Annotated in this window: 19 protein-coding genes; 7 read left to right on the top strand and 12 right to left on the bottom strand. The window is 65.0% G+C overall.

What is annotated here, in order from left to right; translation table 11 throughout:
* Positions 1-50 precede the first annotated feature (50 nt).
* Together CXR02_RS20875 and CXR02_RS20880 are read left to right on the top strand one after the other, a co-directional pair.
* On the top strand, positions 51-644 hold the full coding sequence (locus CXR02_RS20875) for an LPXTG cell wall anchor domain-containing protein (protein ID WP_104063732.1): 594 nt from the start codon (positions 51-53) through the stop codon (positions 642-644).
* A 316-nt stretch (positions 645-960) separates the two neighbouring features.
* Positions 961-1,407: a VanZ family protein gene (locus CXR02_RS20880; protein WP_258061156.1), complete on the top strand. Its 447-nt coding sequence runs from the start codon at positions 961-963 to the stop codon at positions 1,405-1,407.
* A 22-nt stretch (positions 1,408-1,429) separates the two neighbouring features.
* On the opposite strand, the gene galU is transcribed toward CXR02_RS20880, so the two are convergent.
* From galU to paaA, 7 genes are read right to left on the bottom strand one after another with little or no spacing between them, the layout of a single operon-like run.
* Positions 1,430-2,320 carry a UTP--glucose-1-phosphate uridylyltransferase GalU gene (galU, locus tag CXR02_RS20885; RefSeq protein ID WP_104063733.1) on the bottom strand — a complete coding sequence of 297 codons (891 nt, stop codon included), beginning with the start codon at positions 2,318-2,320 and terminating at the stop codon, positions 1,430-1,432.
* A gap of 55 nt (positions 2,321-2,375) precedes the next feature.
* A complete protein-coding gene (locus CXR02_RS20890) occupies positions 2,376-3,158 on the bottom strand; it encodes an enoyl-CoA hydratase/isomerase family protein (protein WP_104063734.1) in 783 nt (260 codons plus the stop codon).
* A 48-nt stretch (positions 3,159-3,206) separates the two neighbouring features.
* A complete protein-coding gene (gene paaE / locus CXR02_RS20895) occupies positions 3,207-4,448 on the bottom strand; it encodes a 1,2-phenylacetyl-CoA epoxidase subunit PaaE (RefSeq protein WP_104063735.1) in 1,242 nt (413 codons plus the stop codon).
* A 9-nt stretch (positions 4,449-4,457) separates the two neighbouring features.
* Positions 4,458-5,009: a 1,2-phenylacetyl-CoA epoxidase subunit PaaD gene (paaD, locus tag CXR02_RS20900; protein ID WP_104063736.1), complete on the bottom strand. Its 552-nt coding sequence runs from the start codon at positions 5,007-5,009 to the stop codon at positions 4,458-4,460.
* Complete coding sequence (paaC, locus tag CXR02_RS20905) at positions 5,006-5,842, bottom strand: 1,2-phenylacetyl-CoA epoxidase subunit PaaC (protein WP_104063757.1); 837 nt, start codon at positions 5,840-5,842, stop codon at positions 5,006-5,008. Before paaC ends, paaD begins: the two co-directional genes overlap by 4 nt.
* A gap of 11 nt (positions 5,843-5,853) precedes the next feature.
* Positions 5,854-6,204 (bottom strand): 1,2-phenylacetyl-CoA epoxidase subunit PaaB, encoded by a 351-nt coding sequence (paaB, locus tag CXR02_RS20910; RefSeq protein WP_104063756.1) that lies wholly within the window; start codon positions 6,202-6,204, stop codon positions 5,854-5,856.
* 59 nt (positions 6,205-6,263) lie between these two features.
* Positions 6,264-7,271, bottom strand: coding sequence for a 1,2-phenylacetyl-CoA epoxidase subunit PaaA (gene paaA / locus CXR02_RS20915; protein WP_258061157.1), 1,008 nt, complete (start codon positions 7,269-7,271; stop codon positions 6,264-6,266).
* A 524-nt stretch (positions 7,272-7,795) separates the two neighbouring features.
* Between paaA and CXR02_RS20920 the strand changes: the two genes are divergently transcribed.
* Entirely contained in the window at positions 7,796-8,431 is a 636-nt protein-coding gene (locus tag CXR02_RS20920) for a hypothetical protein (RefSeq protein ID WP_258061158.1), read from the top strand.
* 99 nt (positions 8,432-8,530) lie between these two features.
* Here CXR02_RS20920 and CXR02_RS22700 read toward each other — a convergent pair whose 3' ends face one another.
* The 5 genes from CXR02_RS22700 to CXR02_RS20945 all read right to left on the bottom strand — a co-directional run bounded on the left by CXR02_RS22700 (position 8,531) and on the right by CXR02_RS20945 (position 13,871).
* Positions 8,531-8,971: a DUF86 domain-containing protein gene (locus CXR02_RS22700; RefSeq protein ID WP_219816469.1), complete on the bottom strand. Its 441-nt coding sequence runs from the start codon at positions 8,969-8,971 to the stop codon at positions 8,531-8,533.
* A complete protein-coding gene (locus CXR02_RS20930) occupies positions 8,968-9,414 on the bottom strand; it encodes a helix-turn-helix domain-containing protein (protein ID WP_104063737.1) in 447 nt (148 codons plus the stop codon). The genes CXR02_RS22700 and CXR02_RS20930 overlap by 4 nt, the downstream gene beginning before the upstream one ends.
* 96 nt (positions 9,415-9,510) lie before the next feature.
* Positions 9,511-12,042: an AMP-binding protein gene (locus CXR02_RS20935; RefSeq protein ID WP_104063738.1), complete on the bottom strand. Its 2,532-nt coding sequence runs from the start codon at positions 12,040-12,042 to the stop codon at positions 9,511-9,513.
* A gap of 442 nt (positions 12,043-12,484) precedes the next feature.
* Positions 12,485-13,675: a type II toxin-antitoxin system HipA family toxin gene (locus CXR02_RS20940; RefSeq protein ID WP_104063739.1), complete on the bottom strand. Its 1,191-nt coding sequence runs from the start codon at positions 13,673-13,675 to the stop codon at positions 12,485-12,487.
* On the bottom strand, positions 13,668-13,871 hold the full coding sequence (locus tag CXR02_RS20945) for a helix-turn-helix transcriptional regulator (RefSeq protein ID WP_104063740.1): 204 nt from the start codon (positions 13,869-13,871) through the stop codon (positions 13,668-13,670). Before CXR02_RS20945 ends, CXR02_RS20940 begins: the two co-directional genes overlap by 8 nt.
* 513 nt (positions 13,872-14,384) lie before the next feature.
* Between CXR02_RS20945 and CXR02_RS20950 the strand changes: the two genes are divergently transcribed.
* From CXR02_RS20950 to CXR02_RS20965, 4 genes are all read left to right on the top strand, one after another.
* Positions 14,385-15,080: a helix-turn-helix domain-containing protein gene (locus CXR02_RS20950; protein WP_104063741.1), complete on the top strand. Its 696-nt coding sequence runs from the start codon at positions 14,385-14,387 to the stop codon at positions 15,078-15,080.
* Positions 15,073-15,903 carry a hypothetical protein gene (locus tag CXR02_RS20955; protein WP_104063742.1) on the top strand — a complete coding sequence of 277 codons (831 nt, stop codon included), beginning with the start codon at positions 15,073-15,075 and terminating at the stop codon, positions 15,901-15,903. The genes CXR02_RS20950 and CXR02_RS20955 overlap by 8 nt, the downstream gene beginning before the upstream one ends.
* Before the next feature lie 72 nt (positions 15,904-15,975).
* A complete protein-coding gene (locus tag CXR02_RS20960) occupies positions 15,976-16,413 on the top strand; it encodes a helix-turn-helix transcriptional regulator (protein WP_104063743.1) in 438 nt (145 codons plus the stop codon).
* Positions 16,414-16,423: 10 nt separating this feature from the next.
* Complete coding sequence (locus tag CXR02_RS20965) at positions 16,424-16,825, top strand: VOC family protein (protein WP_104063759.1); 402 nt, start codon at positions 16,424-16,426, stop codon at positions 16,823-16,825.
* The last annotated feature ends 182 nt before the right edge of the window (positions 16,826-17,007 follow it).

Here is a 17,007-nt window from a genome sequence, read left to right on the forward strand (position 1 = left end):
TCCTCAATTCGGGTACACACAAAAACTTAAACGTCTCCGGGGGGACAATAATGAAAAAAACACTCGCAGCACTCGCACTTGCAGGATCTCTTGCACTGGTTGGCACCGCACCGGCTATCGCCGCCAACTACCCGCCGATTCCGCCGCAGGCTGCTGTCTCTGACGGCACCGTTGGCCCGGGTGAACAATTTATCTTCCGCGGACGTGGCCCCTTTGCTGGTGAATCCCTCACCATCACTGTGACGCCGGGTAACCCGCCCGCATCCCAGGGCAGGTCAGTTGCCGTAAAGATCCCCGTTTTCCAGGCGCAGACCTTCGGCGCTCAGGCGGACGCTCAGGGCAACTACTCAGTTCCGATCACGATCACCGAAGCCGGCACCTACTTCATCACCGCTACGGGCAATGTTTCAGGTAACACGGTTGGCCCCGTCACGGTTGTAGTGGACCCGAGCTTCGCCAGCAACGGCGCCCCGCTGTCCAACACCGGCGGCGCTCCGCTCGCAAACACCGGAGCTGGCCTTGCCAACACCGGTGCTGACTCCGGCCTCATCCTCTGGACCCTGGTCGGCGCTGGCGCGCTGGCCGCCGGTGCAGCCTCTGTAGTTGTAGTTCGTCGCCGCGCCAAGACCGAAGCAGCAGCGTAACCGCAGCACTCACTAGCACCAACGAGGGTGGGTGGTTCTCCGGGAAACCGGAGAACCACCCACCTTCTGCATTTAAGGTTTCGACAGGCTCAACCACCGAAGAGAAGTTTTCTACCACCGAACGGTCAGGTTAAACACCGAACTGTGGTACTTATTTGATCTATGGGGAGACATTGGCGCAGAAGACCGTGGCACTGGGACTTGTCGGTTCCTCTCCCCCGCCCTCAGGCGCTCCCCTACATCCTTCTCATGGTGCTGGCCGTAGCCGCTCTGGGAATGGCTGCTATGGCCTTGCTGAGAACTACCTGAGGGTCCGTTGAGGATCCCGGACAACCCGAGGCTCTGGCGCGCGGTTCTGGTCGCCATGCTTGTGCCGCTGGCGCTGGTCGCATTCTGGCCCAGCCCTGTCGATGAGCCTTTGCAGGGTGATCTGGCCAACCTCCTGAGATTCCTTCATGCCCACGGAATTCCCACCTGGTTCAACTACCAATTCGTCGAAGCATCTGCCAATGTAGCGCTCTTTATTCCCCTCGGCGCCGTCGCAGCCCTGGCCTATCCAGGAAAACGCTTGTGGCAGATCGGAATTCTTGGACTGATTGTCTCGGGCTGCATCGAACTGGGCCAGCTGCTATTTCTTCACAATCGGTTTGCAAGCGCGCTGGATCTTGTCACAAATACTGGAGGGGCCGTAATTGGCGCTCTCTTGGTCGCTGCGGCCCTTAAACGCCTACAGGCCGGCCGCTGGTCAGCGGCCGGCCTGTAGGGCGTCACAGAAGCATCAGGAGTTAGCCGACGAAGGCCTTCAACCAGGTCTTCAAGTCTTCGCCGAACTCCACGCGCTCGGAAGCCAGCGTAATGACGGCCTTCAGGTAGCTCAGCTTGTCGCCAGTATCGTAGCGGCGGCCTTTGAACACCACGCCATACACGCCCGAGCCTTCACCCTCGCTGGCGGCCAGGGTCTGGAGCGCATCGGTCAGCTGGATCTCCCCGCCGCGGCCGGGCTCCGTGTTCTCGAGGACCCCAAAGACGGACGGGTGCAGCACGTACCGGCCGATGACGGCCAGATTGGACGGTGCCTCGTCCGCGGCCGGCTTCTCTACCAGGCTGTTGACGCGGACGTAGTCCTCACCATCGATGGCAGTGATGTCCGCGCAGCCGTAGGCGCTGATCTCCGAGGGATCCACCTCGATGAGCGCGATGACCGAACCGCCCGTCTTCTGCTGCACCTCCATCATGGTGGTGAGAAGGGTCTCGGCCTCATCAATGAGGTCGTCACCCAGGAGAACGGCGAACGGTTCGTTGCCAACGTGCTGGCTGGCGCACAGCACTGCGTGCCCCAGGCCCTTGGCTTCGCCTTGGCGGACGTAGTGGATAGGACCAAGATCAGACGCCTCGTGGACCAGGTCCAGGCGACCCTGATCGCCCTTCAGCTCCAGCGCGCGCTCCAAGCCGGGTTCACGGTCGAAGTGGTCCTCAAGGGCGCGCTTGCTGCGCCCCGTGATCATCAAAATGTCGTCGAGGCCGGCCTTGACGGCTTCCTCCACGACGTACTGGATGGCCGGGCGGTCAACCACCGGCAACATTTCCTTCGGCATCGCCTTGGTGGCGGGCAGGAAGCGAGTCCCCAGGCCGGCAGCAGGAATGACGGCTTTTGTAATAGATTTCCCCATTGTCATAGGTGAACCTTACAAATCGATTGCCAAAACACGCAATTGATTTCGACAGGCGCAATCACCGGCCTTCGAACACTGGCGCCCGCTTCTCCTGGAATGCCCGGAAGCCTTCGGCATAGTCCGCGCTCTTGCAAAGCCGCGCCTGCTCCGCATTTTCCTCGGCCATGGCGTCCCATAGGCCCAGCCGCTGGTCGCGGATGTGCGCCACCAGCTCCTTGCTCGCCGTGAAGGCACCCGTTGCCCCGGCGGCAACCTTCGTCACAATTTCCCTGGTATTGGCCAACAATTCATCGGCGGGCATGGCCCGGCTGAACATCCCCTGTGCCACGGCCTCCGTGCCGGACATGAGCTCTGCCGTGTAGATCAGGTCCAAGGTCCGGTGCATCCCCAGCCGCTCGGTGAAGTACCAGTGCCCGCCCGAATCCAGCGTTGCCCCCAGCTTGGCGAACGGCGAGCCGAACTTGGCGTTCTCCGCCACGTACACCACGTCCGTGGCCAGCAGCAGGCCCAGGCCCACGCCCAGGCAGGCGCCATGGGCGGCCGCGAACGTCGGCGCCGGGAACGCGCTCATCTTCCTCAGCAGCGGCTGCACCAGCCCACCCAGGTACGCTTCGGCGTCGTCCGTCTCCGGCGTCACGCCCGAAATGTCCCGGCCCGCGCAGAAGGCGCGGCCCTCTCCCCTAAGCAGCAGCGCCCGCACTTCACCGCGCGAGGCGGCGGCAGCGGCGTCGTCGTACGCCTGTGCTAAATCAGCGAGCGCCTGCTCGTCCAGGGAGTTCAGCTTGTGCGGCGCGTCCAGGACCACTTCGGCGACGTTGTTGGCGATGGAGAGGGAGATCATTGGGCTCCTTGGGTCGGGTTCGGGGGTTTCGACAGGCTCAACCACCGATCACACGTCGAAGTCGACTGTTACTTCTTTGCTGGTGGGGTGGCTCTGGCAGGTCAGGACGTACCCCTTGTCCAGTTCATCCTGCTCCAGCGCGTAGTTTTCGTCCATGGTCACGGTGCCGGTGACCAGTTTGGCGCGGCACGTGCCGCACACTCCCCCGGCGCACGCGAACGGCACATCCGCCCGGACCCGCAGCGCCGCGTTCAGGATGGATTCGCGGGCGTGCGTGGGGCTGGCCACGTCGCCCTGCAGGCCGTCCAGCTTGAACGTGATCCTGTACGTCTCCTGCGACTCGTCCACCACCACGGGACGGCCGGCGTGGCCCTCCGGGCGGTCCGGCTTGCCCGATGTGAACAGCTCGAACCGCACGTGCTCCGGCTTCACGCCGCGCTCGGCCAGGGTGTCCCGGCACAGCTGCACCAGCTCGAACGGCCCGCACAGGAACCACTCGTCCACATCGTCCGCGTGGATGGCGGTGCCCAGCAGCTGCTGCAGCTTCTCGGCGTCGATCCGTCCGCTGAGCAGCGGCGCGATCCGCTGCTCGCGGGACAGCACGTGGTGGATGGCCAGCCGCTGCGGGTACTTGTCCTTCAGGTCCGCGAGCTCCTCCAGGAACATCACGTCCATGGCGGCCTTGTTGGCGTAGATCAGGTCAAAGCGCGTCTCCGGGTTGGCGGCCAGCAGCGTGCGGGCGATCGCGATCACCGGGGTGATGCCGCTCCCCGCCGCGATGGCCACAAAGGTGCCCGCCCCCTGGGAGGCTGCCTCCCCCGCGAGCTCCTCCGGGTGGTTCATGGAGTTCATGACGTTCTGCTCCACGGCCTTGCCGTCCCGGCCGTGCTTGGACACAAACGCGCCCATGGGGCTCATGACGTCCAGGGTGTCCCCCGCCTTCAGCTCCGCGTTGGCCCACGTGGAGAACAGCCCGCCCAGGTCCTGCTTCACGGCCACCCGGATCTCGCTGCTGCCGTCCGGGAAGCTGCGCGGCTCCGCGCAGATGGAGTAGCTGCGGCGGATCTCGTGCGGCTCGCCGCTCTCATCCGGCAGCGTGGTGCGCAGGGCCACGTACTGGCCGGGCAGGTAGTCGAACTGGCCGGCGAGCTCTTGGGGGACGCCGAACGTGACCTCGATGGCGTCCTCGGTCAGCCTTCTTACCTCGGTGACGGTGAGGGTGTGGAAGGACGGACGACGGCGGCCGCTGGCTAGCGCCGATTCGGCGGCGGTCTGGCGCACAACAGGCATGGGGCTTCCTTACAGGACTTTGAAGTAGTCGAACGGTTCCAGGCAGTCCTTGCAGACGTACAGCGCTTTGCAGGACGTGGAGCCGAACCGGGTGAGCTCCCTGGTGTTCAGGCTGGAGCACTGGGGGCATTTGACGGCCATTTTGAGCCTGATGGGTCCGTGGTGGCCGCCGGCTGCTGCCATGCCCGACGGCGGCGCGATGCCGTACTCCCGCAGCTTCGCCTTCCCGGCGGCCGTCATCCAGTCCGTGGTCCAGGCCGGGGCGAGCACCAGTTCGACTTCTGTCTGTTGGTAGCCTTCCTTGGCGAAGGCCTTTTTCAGGTCGTCGCGGATGGCGTCCATGGCCGGGCAGCCCGAGTACGTGGGCGTGATGGTGACGCGGACACTGTGTTCAGCTGTGTTGTGTTCCTCCGTCACCTGCACGTCGCGGAGGATGCCCAGGTCCTCGATGGTGAGCACGGGGATTTCCGGGTCGCAGACCGTGGCGGCGATGTCCCACGCCTGCTGCTGTTGTGTCTGCTGCCGTGTCGGGTGCTGTGCAGCGGTGGCCACGGCGATCACCAGCTTGCTCCGGGATACTCGCGCGCCAGCACCTGCATCTCCGCGAGGAGGTAGCCCAGGTGCTCGGAATGATGGCCATGCCGTCCGCCGCCGGGGGCAGCCGGGACGTCCGGCACTCCCAGCTCGGCTTCGGCCAGGATCTCCCCGGTCAGCCGGTCAAAGTCCGCGCGCAGGCTGGAAGGCTCGACGGCGGCGCCCGTTTCAGTCAGGCGCGTGGTCAGCTCGTCGTCCTGGAAGAGTTCGGCAACGTAGGGCCACATCTGCTTCAGGCCCTGGATCATCCGTGTGCGGGATTCCTCGGTGCCGCCGGCCAGTCGCAGGACCCACTGGGCGCTGTGGTCCCGGTGGTAGTCCACTTCCTTCACGGCCTTCGCGGCGATGGCCGCGAGTGTGGCGTCCGTGGACTCGGTGAGCCGGCGGTAGAGCTCGAACTGGTAGTAGCTCACGATGAACTGGCGGGCGATGGTGGCCGCGAAGTCGCCGTTGGGCTGTTCAAAGATGGCGGCCGACCGGAACTCGTGCTCGCGCCTGAAGTACGCCAGGTCGTCCTCGGTCTTGTCCCAGGCGCCGCCGGCGTAGGTGAGGAAGCTTCTTGCGTGGCCCAGCTGGTCCAGGGCGATGTTGCCCAGGGCCACGTCCTCCTCCAGCTCCGGGCCGCGGGAGATCCAGTGGCCCAGCCGCTGCGCGAGGATCAGGCCATCGTCCCCGAGGCGCAGCGCATACTCGGCCACGTCCTCGGTGGGCTTGGCCAGGCCGGTGCGGACCTCCAGCGCGATGTCCTCCGGGCGCAGGGCGTTGCCGGGGGTGATGCGGGTGGCGGATTCCCCGCCCATGGGAACAGCGTTCACAGGTGCTTCACCCCTTCGCTCTTGGTGTAGTACGTGGCGTGCCGGTAGTCCTTGCCCTGCGGGGACTCGAAGAATGAGCCCTTGGAGTCCGGATCGCTGGCAGCGATGGCGTCGGCCGGGACCACCCAGATGGAGACACCCTCGTTGCGGCGGGTGTAGAGGTCGCGGGCGTTGCGCAGGGCCATGGCCGCGTCCGGCGCGTGCAGGGAGCCGGCGTGAACGTGGGAGAGGCCGCGGCTCGACCGGACGAAGACCTCCCACAGGCCCCAGGCCCTTTCGGTGGTTGAGCCTGTCGAAACCGTCGAAACCGTTGCCGGGATTTCGACAGGCTCAATCACCGGGCTCACCGATCCGTTGGTTGAGCCTTTGATTTCGACAGGCTCAATCACCGGATTGTTTGCGTCGCTCATGCTGCGTATTCCTTTGTCTTCAGTGACTGTTTTGCTGCATACGCCGCGGCTGCTTCGCGGACCCAGGCGCCGTCGTCGTGCGCTTCCCTCCGGCGTTCCAGCCGCTGGGCGTTGCAGGGGCCGCGGCCGGCGAGGACTTCGTGGAACTCGTTCCAGTCCAGCGGGCCGTGCTCCCACTTTTTGGTGTCCTCGTTGAAGCGGATCTCGCTGTCCGGGAGGGTGAGGCCCAGCACGCGGACCTGTTCCACCATCATTCCCACGAAGCGGCTGCGGAGTTCATCGTTGCTGAAGCGCTTGATATTCCAGGCCATGGACTGCTTGGAGTTGGGCGAATCGTCGTCCGGCGGGCCGAACATCATCAGCGCCGGGGCGTACCAGCGATCCACGGCGTCCTGCGCCATCTGCTTCTGCTCCGGGGTGCCGTGGGCGAGTTCCAGCAGGATCTCGAAGCCCTGGCGCTGGTGGAACGATTCCTCCTTGCAGACGCGCACCATGGCGCGGCCGTAGGGGCCGTAGGAGGCGCGGCACAGCGGCACCTGGTTGCAGATGGCGGCGCCGTCCACCAGCCAGCCGATGGCACCCATGTCCGCCCAGGTCCGGGCCGGGTAGTTGAAGATGGACGAGTAGCGGGCCTTGCCGGCGATGAGATCGGCCGTCATCTTGTCTCTTGTTTGACCGAGCGTCTCGGCGGCCGAGTACAGGTAGAGCCCGTGGCCGGCCTCGTCCTGGACCTTCGCCATGAGGATGGCCTTGCGCTTTAGGCTCGGGGCGCGGGAAATCCAGTTGGCCTCCGGCTGCATCCCGATGATCTCGGAGTGGGCGTGCTGGGAGATCTGGCGCAGGAGGGTCTTGCGGTAGGCGTCCGGCATCCAGTCTTTTGGTTCAATGCGGGAGTCTTCGGCGATCACGCGGTCAAAGTTGGCCTGACCGACCGCGTCTTGGCGGTCCTTGGCCTGGCTGTCCTTGGCTTGGCGGTCCGCGTTACGCGGGGCGTTGGCTTCCATGGTTGCTCCTATGCACCTGCCTGGATCGGTTCGATTTATTTACCGACCGTTCGTTCAGGATATGCGGAGGTGGCGGAGGGCGTCAAGGAGGGGCCCGGTGGTTGAGCTTGCCGAAACCGGGTCTCGACAGGCTCGACCACCGTGCCGTCGCGTGGCGGACGACGCGCATATTCCCTGACGCGGCCCGCATTCCGTGAGCGCCAGAGCGGATGCGCGTCGATTGCGATCGTGCGCGTCGACGGTGGTGCAGGTAGTTTTCCACATGGCGGCAGCCTCATCTGTCGCACAGGGCGCGCAACTGGCATCTTCGGTACATAACCGACCTTCCACCGCTCCTCCTGGCCCGCGACCGCATCCAGCACGGGCTGAACGGCAAGGACCTCGCCAAGGGAGTCAAAGGCGGTTCGCTTGTCCGGATCCGGCACGGCGTCTACACCGACGGCCCCGCGTGGAATCGACTGAAGCCCTGGGAACAGTACAGGCTCCGCATCAGCGCGCCGGCGGAAACCTTCGAACGTCCTACTGTGTTCGCCCGACATTCCGCCGCGTCTGTCTGGAGCATTCCCACCATTGGCCTGCACCATCCTGTCCACGCCCTGACGATGAAGAACGACGGCGGCCGGTCCCGTGCCGGAGTTGTTCGCCACTTCGCAGATCCGTCCGACCTACAGTGGTCCGGCGGGAGGGCCTGCTCGTCACCGGCCGCCTCCGCACTGTGCTGGATCTGGCCGCGTTCACGCCTTTCACCGTGGCTGCCGCGCACCTGGACCATGTGCTTCGACCTGCGACTGCCTGCCGTGACGACGGCTGAACTGGAGGCAGGTATCGGATCTATGTACTCCACTGCTGCGGGGCGAAAGATACTGGCCGCCTTGGCTTTCGCGGATCCAATGTCCGGTTCGGCGGGAGAGTCCTACAGCCGCGCGCTGGGCGTGGAGAAGTACGTCAAACCGGAGTTCCTCAAGGGCCGAACAGTATCGCGGGCGGTGGTGGAGGAAAAGAAGCGCGAGAACAGAATCCGGGCCACCGGATTCAGCGTGGTGAGGTGGGACTGGGCCGATCTGAAGGAGCCGGGGAAGCTGGAACGCATGCTGGCAGCGGCCGGTGTGCCCCGCCGTCGTGCGCGTTCTGCGGAACTCGACCCGCGAAAGTCCCCATGACGCGCACACGCCCTGTCGCTACAGGTATTGCGGTCGCGACAGGTCATATGAGTGTCGCCAGGCAGCCGGCAGAGCGTCCCGGATTGAAGGGTGACAAGCCTAGGGCCAGCGTTCGACGTCGGCACGCACGTGGGCAAGCTGGGCCCTGAGCTCCGGCAGACTCCGGGCCGCCGTTTGCCACACTGTGTCGTTGCGAATGGCCGCGTAGTCGTGAGAGAGCACATTCCGGAGTCCGCGCATCTGGCGCCAAGGTATTGCGGGGTACTGCTCACGTACCGGCTCGGGGATACGATCCGCGGCAGTGTTCAGGTCAATGAAGATGGACTTCATCGCCTCGCGTGACCGCCAATTGCCCGGATCGTTGAACGCGGGTTCACCTTCGTCCACGATCTGCTGCGCCCAGCCCAGCCGCTCCTCCATGTCTCCGATCAGCTGGAGGACCCTTCCCTTCGGTGCCGTTGCGAGCGAGAAAGTCGGATCCGTCTGCTCACGGGGCACGAACTGGCCGCCCATGGGGACCTCTTCGGGGTCCCCGCTCACAGGGGGACTGCTTCGCTGAGAATGCGCTCCATGATGGGGCTCTCTGAGCCCGACGGGACGATGTCCACTTCCACGCCGAGCAGGTCAATCATGTCCAGGCGGAAGCCGGACAGGTCGAAAAGCGTGGCGCCCTGTTCGAGGTCAACGAGAAGGTCGACGTCGGATCCCGGCGTGTCCTCGCCTCTTGCCAACGATCCGAAAACGCGGACGTTATGTGCTTTGTACCTGTGGGCGATCTCAAGCGTCTCGCGGCGGTGTTCAGCGAGGACCTCCGATGGCCGGCGCCTCAAGACCTTCATGATCCGGTCAAGGGTTTCAGGCCGGGGGATGCGCTTCCCGGATTCATATGCCGAGAGATTTGGCTGGCTGACATGCGAGAGCTCCGCTAGCCGTTTCTGGCTCAGCCCGGCACGAACCCTCTTCTCGGCGATATCGCTGGTCATGGGTCAAGTATATCGGGGCGATATAAGTCTGGCGGGGCGGCTATCCGGTCCGACGGCTGGGCGGGGCGACGGCCGCCGTCGGGCGTTCCTCCCCACTCACCGGGCTCTCGACAAGCTCAATCTCCGGGTTTTAGCGCGGCCGATGACCGTTGGCGCCAGGCTGCAGAGTGCCCAGTACGCAGAGCCTGCGGCCAGGGAGGCCACGACGGCGAGCGCGGGACTGAGCTCAACCAGCAGCGGGTAGACCAGCCAATGCACCAGGTAAATGTGCAGGGACGCAGTCGCCAGCAGAACGGTGAGGCGCCGGAGCCCGGCCGGGACGGGGAGGCTGGGCAGCCACAGGAGCAGGAGGATCCCGACAATGACAGTCAGTTCACGGCTGGGGTTGTCGAAAAACCCCGGGATAGTCACAGCGGCCACGAGGCTCAGGCCGCACCGCTGAAGGACGTGACGGGCCCGGGCAACCGCCCATCCCAGCGCGAAGAGCCAGAGCGCCGGCGTCGTGTGCGGAATTCCCGGCTCAAGAAGCTCGTACCTGGTAAGCAGTCCGGCGGCGAGCAGCACCAGCGAAAAGAGCAAGGGGAAGCGCCTTTCGGCCCTGCTAACCCAGGGCAGTGCGAGCAATGCCGTCATGCTGACCAGCAGGTAGACGAGCACCTCAATGAACCAGAAATGCGACCGGGTGGTCACCTCTTCGGGTCCGATAATGGCGTGGAGGAGGACGATATTCGCCGGGCTGTATCTGTCGGTAATCAGGTAGGCGAAGCCGATGAAGGCCACGCTGGGTATGACCACCCTGGCGAGGCTGGCCACTTGCTTCTTTAGGCGCGGCCCACGTTCCCCGGACAACTGGAACCGGGCAAAGTTGAACCCCGCCACGGCCAGAAGCACGTGGGCGGCACCCTGCCAGTGCAGGAATCCGATATGGGTGCTGACAATCAGGAAAATGGAGACCGCCCGCAGCACGATGCTGGTTTCAAGCCGGGCGAACAGGCGGCGCTTCGGGGGCCGCGGCTGTTCACGGCGGGCCCCCAGCACCCCCACCGGGGTGATGTGCCAGTCCGGGGGCAAATGCCCCAACACCTGCTCAAGCCGCACGGACGCCGCCACATACGAAAGCGAGTCCCCGCCGAGCGAAACGAACGTGTCGTCGTCGGAAATGTCCGTCAGCTCCAGCGTGTCCTCAAAAATCCGCACCACAGTGTCCCGCGGGCAAGTTCCGGAGTTCGTGCTGGAAGCCGCGTCTTGAACAATGGGTTTGGCGAGCGCCAGGACGGCAGGGTAGTCCAGCTTGCCGGACGCCAGACGCGGGAGCTCCCGCACGGCGTGGACTTCCAGGGCAGCGCGTGGAAGGCCTATGCCCTGGGCGAGGAGCTTGCCCAGGAGCGTTGGGTCGTGTTCACCCTCGACGGCGACGACGAGTCCCTGGTCCGTGCCGGCGCTCGCGGCCTGAACACCAAGGTCGGCAAGGATCCGCTCCACCTGTCCAAGGTCGACGCGGAGGCCGACGATCTTGACGAACCGGCTGTGCCTGCCCACCACTTCGTACAGCCCGTCAGCGTTCTTGCGCGCCAGGTCTCCGGTGCGGAGTTCTTCCACCGTCCGCCCAAGGCCCAGGTCCTCCGGTGTCCGGGCGTATCCCAGCATCACGTTGGGCCCGGAATAGACCAGTTCCCCATGCTCCAGTCCGGGGACCGGGTCTATCCGGAAGGTGCCGCCGGGGATGGGGACACCGATGGCCCCGGGCGACGTACCCGCCAGCCGGGGAGGGAGGTATGCCATGCGCGCGGTGGCCTCCGTCTGGCCGTACATCACAACGAGATCCCAGCCGCTCCGTGCGCCCAGTTCGGCGTAACGCCGGACCAGGCCAGGGCCGAGCCTGCCGCCCGCCTGGGTCACATACCGCAGCGTGGGCAGATTCATGCTGGCGAACCCCACCCGTTCCAGCAACTCGAAAGTGTAGGGCACGGCCGCGAACGACGTCGCCCCCTCGCTGCGGAACAGATCCCAGAAGCAGGGGTCCACCACGGACAGATCCGTCAGGACCAGGCTGGCGCCGCGCAGCAGGTGGCTGTTGATCACTGACAGCCCGTAGCAGTAGGACATGGGCAGCGTGGTCATCGCCCGGTCATTTTCGGTGATGCCCAGGTATTCCGCGATGGACTCGGCGTTCGCCTGGAGGTTTTCATAGGACAGCCGCACAAGCTTGGGTGAACCGGTGGAACCTGAGGTGCTCAACAGAAGGGCCAGGTCCGGGTGCAGCGTGTGTCCGGTGCCTGGCCTTCGTTCTTCCAGTACTGTCCGGCCGTTCGCGGAACGAAGGATGACGTCCGGATCGTAGGCCGCGACGAGGGATTCCAAGGCGGCAGGCTTGTCCGCTGGCAGGAGGATCAGGGGATGGCCGGCAGCCATGGCCGCCAGGTACCCCACCAGCGACTCGACGTCGTTACCGGCCGTCAGGGCCACCAGGCGACGTTCGGAACCGAGGCGCCGGCCCAGCTCCTCAACACGGTCGGCCAGTTCCCGATATGTCAGGACGCCGTGGCTGGTGGCAACGGCAGTCCTGTCACCCCTGCTCGCGAGGTCCGAGGCAAACGACAGGCGTTGAAGGTCAAGTTGGGTGCTCATAGCGTGTGGTCCATAGGTGTCTTCGGCGATTTAGGGAAGCCTAACCTTGGAAGAATACACCGAGCCCTGGCGAATTAAGAAACCAAAATGTGCCGTATTTCTCCAGCCGCTGGCGTAATGCCCGGGGTCTCGACAGGCTCGACCACCGGGGACGTACGACGTCGGCACCCTCGCCGAGTGCCGCCGTCGGACGTTCCTCCCCACTTCCTCCACGACGCGCACATTCCCTTAGGACGCGCACCCGCGCTGTCGACACCCGTATTCGGGGGTCCCCGGCGCGTTTGCGTAGCGCCAGACCGTTTGCGCGTCGCCACGACCGGCGTGCGGCAGGTACTAAATTATCGGCCTGGATAAGTTCAAGATGGCCCGGTTCCGGCGGGATGGGAATCGCTCATCGAGGCGTCATGATTTCGACAGGCTCGATCACCGGGAGGACATCCGATCAGCCCCCTAGCTCGGCGCGGCGGAACCGGAGTTCCCGCAGCGCCCCGTTCAGAGGTGACCCGGTGAAGGGAAGGTCTTCCGGGTCGATTGCCGTGGCTGCCGCCAGCGCGATCTTGTTGGCGGCGGTCGCCGCGCGTGCGGGCAACCCGATGCTGGCCGCAAACTCCTGCCAATGCCGGGCCTTGAGGTTCTTGACGCGGCCGGAGATAGTCAGGGCCATGGTGTCATCGCCGTAGAGCAGCGTGCAGGGGATGTCGTAGACCGGTGCTACTACCCAGCCGCCGTGCCGGCCCTCCAAAACCGACGCGTTCTTGGCATGCAGATCACCGTTTCCGGTCAGCCAGGCGAAGACGAACTGCAGGTAGAGGTTCCTGACGGCAACAGCTTTGGCTTTGCATAGCCCAGCCAACGCCTCCACTACTTCCTCCGAGCTCACAGCATATTTTGACGCTGGAGGGAGGTTCAGGACCTGTGCGGCATCCTCCAGGGCAAGGCGCAGCAGCTTGTGGTCCTGCGTGCGGTCGAACCGCTCCACGAGGAGTCCGGGCAGGCCATTCCGGTCCGAGACAACGCTGTGCTTGGCCACCGGGATTTTCAGCGCCTTAGCCCCGGTGAGGTGTGCTGCTTCATTTAGGACCAGATGAGGGTGCCGCGGCGGATCCAGTTTGAGCAGGTACCGCCGGTTGGCCAGGGCGACCGGGGTGGTGAGCATCGAAGCGCTGGCCTTGGCCTGGACTCCCGGTAGCCCGTGACGGTCCACCGCGTCGGCGATGGCAGCGAAGTCCAGGTCCTCCGGGCGGGACGTGTCCGCCAGCGGTAGTGGCTCCGTAGGCATTTCCCCGGCGGGTACGATCTGCACGTCACCGGGAACGTCGGCCCCGACGGCCAGCAGAAGGCTGAGCTCATCGCCCAGGCTGGTCTTCACGGCGTCCTTCAGTACCGTGAGGCGGTGGCCTTCGGGTAAGAGGCCTGAGTAAAAGGACGGCAGCGCGCCACTGGGTGCTTCCACCGGCTCCGCGACAACAGGCAGGGTGGTCGCGATAGGGCGGCCGGCGGTGCTGAGGTAGTCGGGCGTGTAGGAAAAGACGACGCTGCCACGGCTGGTCCGGTTCAAATGTCCCGCCAGGACACCTGCCTTGTATACATCCGCGCTGGGGACGAATTTCAGCCGTCCCAGGTCCTCAGACATCGGTAGCCTTGAGGTGCAGCCCCACAGCGTTGGCCGCGGCGGCTACCGTGACCAGGGATGGATTGCCGGTCCCTGTTTCGATGGCGTGAACGGTCCGGGAGGACGTACCGATCAGGTCGGCCAGCGTGCCCTGGGTGATACCGGCCTCCTTGCGGGCGCGCCGAATGCTGGCCCCGATGGCTGCGACGTCCTCCACTGCGGCTCCTTCTGAAATATATTGCTGATTCCTCTGGTTTCACCGCCCACTTTTCCCTATGGGATACAAATCTGCAACATATTTCTGAAAATGAGTTGCGACCCTTGATGATCACGAGCAAAAGCTCGAACCAGAAGGATATTTCCGATCACCCACTGCAGGGGCGCTGCCGCCGTCGGACGTTCCTCCCCAGTTGCTCCGCCCAGGACACGCAAAAGCCCGGCGTGTCAGGCGTACTGCGGCGGTTTCTTGGAGGGCAACTGGGCAGGAGTGCCAGGACTTGGACAGGCTCAATCACCCGAGGCACCGACTCGCCCACCCACGTTAATGACGCGCAGGATCCCTGACGACGCGCACTGCCCCGGGGACACGCGTAATCCGCATTCCGGACGCCACAGGGCATATGCGTAGCACCAGGCCGCCTCGTGACACGAAAATGATAGACACAACTATTCCGCAGCGGGAACTGTTCTGCATATACAGAATGATTCCCGCCGCGGTAGAATTGTGTCTATGGCCTCAAACTATGTCAGCACCAAGGAAGCGGCAGACCAGCTCGGCGTGAGCACCCGCCAGGTCAGGAACATGGTCGCCCACGGCCGCCTGGACGTCCTCAAATCCGGCAACAGCCTTCTGGTCTCCACTGACTCCCTGAACCGCGCCTGCCAGATGCCCCGCAGGGCCGGCCGCGCCTGGACCCCAAGGATCGCCTGGGCTGCCCTTGCCATGCTCGGCGGTGCCGACGCAGCTTGGCTCCAGCCCTCCGAACGCTACCGGCTCCGCCAATCCCTGCAGACCCGCACAGTGGATGAGGTCATGGCCGGCGCCCGCAACCGGGCTACGGTCCGCAGGTTCCGCGCCACACCCGACGCGATCTCCAGGCTGCGAGAGCACGTAGCTGCCACCGGCGGGACCGCCATGAGGGACGCCGACATCGCCTCGCAGTTTGGTCTGGCCGGAGGCGGAGAGTTCCTGGACGGCTACGTCCCAGTGGGCGTCGCTGAAGAGATGGCCGAAGCCTTTTACATGGAGGAGGACACGAGCGGGAACGTCATCCTGAGAGAAGTGGATTTCGAGGAAGCCCTCAAAGCAGGTGTTCCCACGGCGGCCATCGCCCTTGACTTGGCCGAATCCGTCGCGACGAGGGAGCACTCTGCCGGCCGGTCCGTTCTCGAGAAGCTCCTCGACGAACAGTTCAACCGTGGCTGACGGCATCCACGACGACGGCCGCGAAATCTGGGACGTCGCCGCACCGCCGGGTGGCTGGGGCCAGCCGTGGCCGCAGTGCGTCGAGCTGGCCCGGAACCTCGCCGCCCAACACTGGACTCTGGTCGGCGGACTAATGGTCCAGCTCCACGCTGCCCGGGCCGGACTGGCCGTGGCCCGGCCTACCGCGGACGTAGACATCGTCCTTCATCTTGAGACCCCTGGGACGACAGTTGCACAGGTCCACGCCATCCTTGCCGGGATGGGCTATACACTGCAGACCTCCATAGACTCCGCTGCTCCGGCCCACCGGTTTGTCCGCGGGAAGGAACAGGTCGACGTCATGGTCGCGGACCGGGTCGCTCCACATGTCCCTCAGCGACTGGGTGGCCACGACATGTTCGCCCTGCCCGCTGGCACCCAGGCCCTGAAGCGGACGGTCTATTGCCGGTTCTCAGTTCCCGCCGTCGACGACGACGGTGACGGTGATGACGAAAAGGACGTCCTCATCAGTATCCCCAACGTCCTCGGAGCCCTCGTCCTGAAAGGTGCGGCCTACCGGGAAGACAGCCGCGACACCCGCCGGCACCTGGACGACGCCGTCGTCCTCTCCGCCTGCGTCCTGGAACCATTGACCACGCGCGATCAGATGAAAGGCAGCGACCGCTCCCGGATCATCGGCCTGCACGATGGCCTCGGCAACCGTGCACACCAATCCTGGATGCTGCTCGAGGACGAGGAACGGCAGAGGGCCCGGATGAACCTGAAGATCCTGGCGGACAACCCGCAGAACGCACCGAGGTTCCGCAGGCTCGGCCAAAGCTAGTTGCACCTGTTGGTTGGGGCGTCTCGAGATTTCCACAGGCTCGACCACCGGGGCCGCTACTAGACTTGCCTCATGACACCGCGGGAGCTGGCCAACCTGGACCACTTGCGCCGGGCCCGTGACCTGATCGACCGTGAGTACGGCCGGCCGCTCGACGTGCCCACGATGGCCGCCGGGGCCCTCATGTCAGCGGCGCACTTCTCCCGCCAGTTCAAGGCCGCCTACGGAGAAACGCCTTACAACTACCTCATGACACGGCGGATCGAACGTGCAATGGCATTGCTGCGCGCCGGCGCCAGCGTGACCGATGCGTGCATGGAGGTGGGCTCTACGTCGCTGGGTTCGTTCAGCTCGCGGTTCACCGAGATCGTCGGCATGACGCCCAGCGCCTATCGGGCCCGCGAACACCACGCCGTGAAAGCGATGCCTACCTGCATCGCCCGGCAGCACACCCGGCCCGCCCGCAAACCGAGCAGGATTGAAGAAGCCTCGCCGCTGCCACTCCCCTAGCGTGGGAGACATGAACATTTCATTGAAGTACGCACACGTCACCGTCAACGATCTCGACGAGTCCCTCGCTTTCTACCGCGACGCCCTTGGCCTGGAAGTCCGGAACGACGTCGGCTCGGACGGACAGCGCTGGGTCACCCTCGGCAGCGCTGCCCAGCCCGACCTTGAGATCGTCCTGTCCCCTCCACACGCCGGCCGCTCCCAGGCCGACGGGGACGCCATCCAGGAGCTCGTCACCAAGGGCGTTATGCCCATGCTCGTGTTCAGCACGGATGATCTCGACGCCGCCTTCGAAGCCGCCCGGGCCTCCGGCGCCGAGGTCCTCCAGGAACCCATCGTCCAGCCCTGGGGCCCGCGCGACTGCGCCTTCCGCGACCCGTCCGGCAACATGATCCGCATCAACCAGGGCTGACGTTCAGTCTGGTGATTGAGCTTGCCCTCCGGTGGTCGAGCCTGTCGAGACCCGGGGGTCTCGACAAGCTCAATCACCGGCGGACTAGCTGGGCGACGTCGGCACCCGGGCCGCCTGCCGACGTCGTGCGTTCCTCCCCGGTTCCGCGACGCGCAAGTTCGTTTTCGACGCGAATATTCCAC

This window comes from Arthrobacter sp. 4R501, assembly GCF_002929755.1.
Taxonomy (GTDB): Bacteria; Actinomycetota; Actinomycetes; order Actinomycetales; family Micrococcaceae; genus Arthrobacter.

Bases quoted from the DNA above. Each gene is read 5' to 3' on its own strand.
- galU (WP_104063733.1), bottom strand. From the start codon at position 2,320: ATGACAATGGGGAAATCTATTACAAAAGCCGTCATTCCTGCTGCCGGC.
- CXR02_RS20935 (WP_104063738.1), bottom strand. From the start codon at position 12,042: ATGAGCACCCAACTTGACCTTCAACGCCTGTCGTTTGCCTCGGACCTC.
- CXR02_RS20875 (WP_104063732.1), top strand. From the start codon at position 51: ATGAAAAAAACACTCGCAGCACTCGCACTTGCAGGATCTCTTGCACTG.
- paaE (WP_104063735.1), bottom strand. From the start codon at position 4,448: ATGCCTGTTGTGCGCCAGACCGCCGCCGAATCGGCGCTAGCCAGCGGC.
- paaA (WP_258061157.1), bottom strand. From the start codon at position 7,271: ATGGAAGCCAACGCCCCGCGTAACGCGGACCGCCAAGCCAAGGACAGC.
- CXR02_RS20890 (WP_104063734.1), bottom strand. From the start codon at position 3,158: ATGATCTCCCTCTCCATCGCCAACAACGTCGCCGAAGTGGTCCTGGAC.
- CXR02_RS20950 (WP_104063741.1), top strand. From the start codon at position 14,385: ATGGCCTCAAACTATGTCAGCACCAAGGAAGCGGCAGACCAGCTCGGC.
- CXR02_RS20930 (WP_104063737.1), bottom strand. From the start codon at position 9,414: ATGACCAGCGATATCGCCGAGAAGAGGGTTCGTGCCGGGCTGAGCCAG.
- CXR02_RS20965 (WP_104063759.1), top strand. From the start codon at position 16,424: ATGAACATTTCATTGAAGTACGCACACGTCACCGTCAACGATCTCGAC.
- CXR02_RS20960 (WP_104063743.1), top strand. From the start codon at position 15,976: ATGACACCGCGGGAGCTGGCCAACCTGGACCACTTGCGCCGGGCCCGT.
- CXR02_RS20940 (WP_104063739.1), bottom strand. From the start codon at position 13,675: ATGTCTGAGGACCTGGGACGGCTGAAATTCGTCCCCAGCGCGGATGTA.
- paaC (WP_104063757.1), bottom strand. From the start codon at position 5,842: ATGGGCGGGGAATCCGCCACCCGCATCACCCCCGGCAACGCCCTGCGC.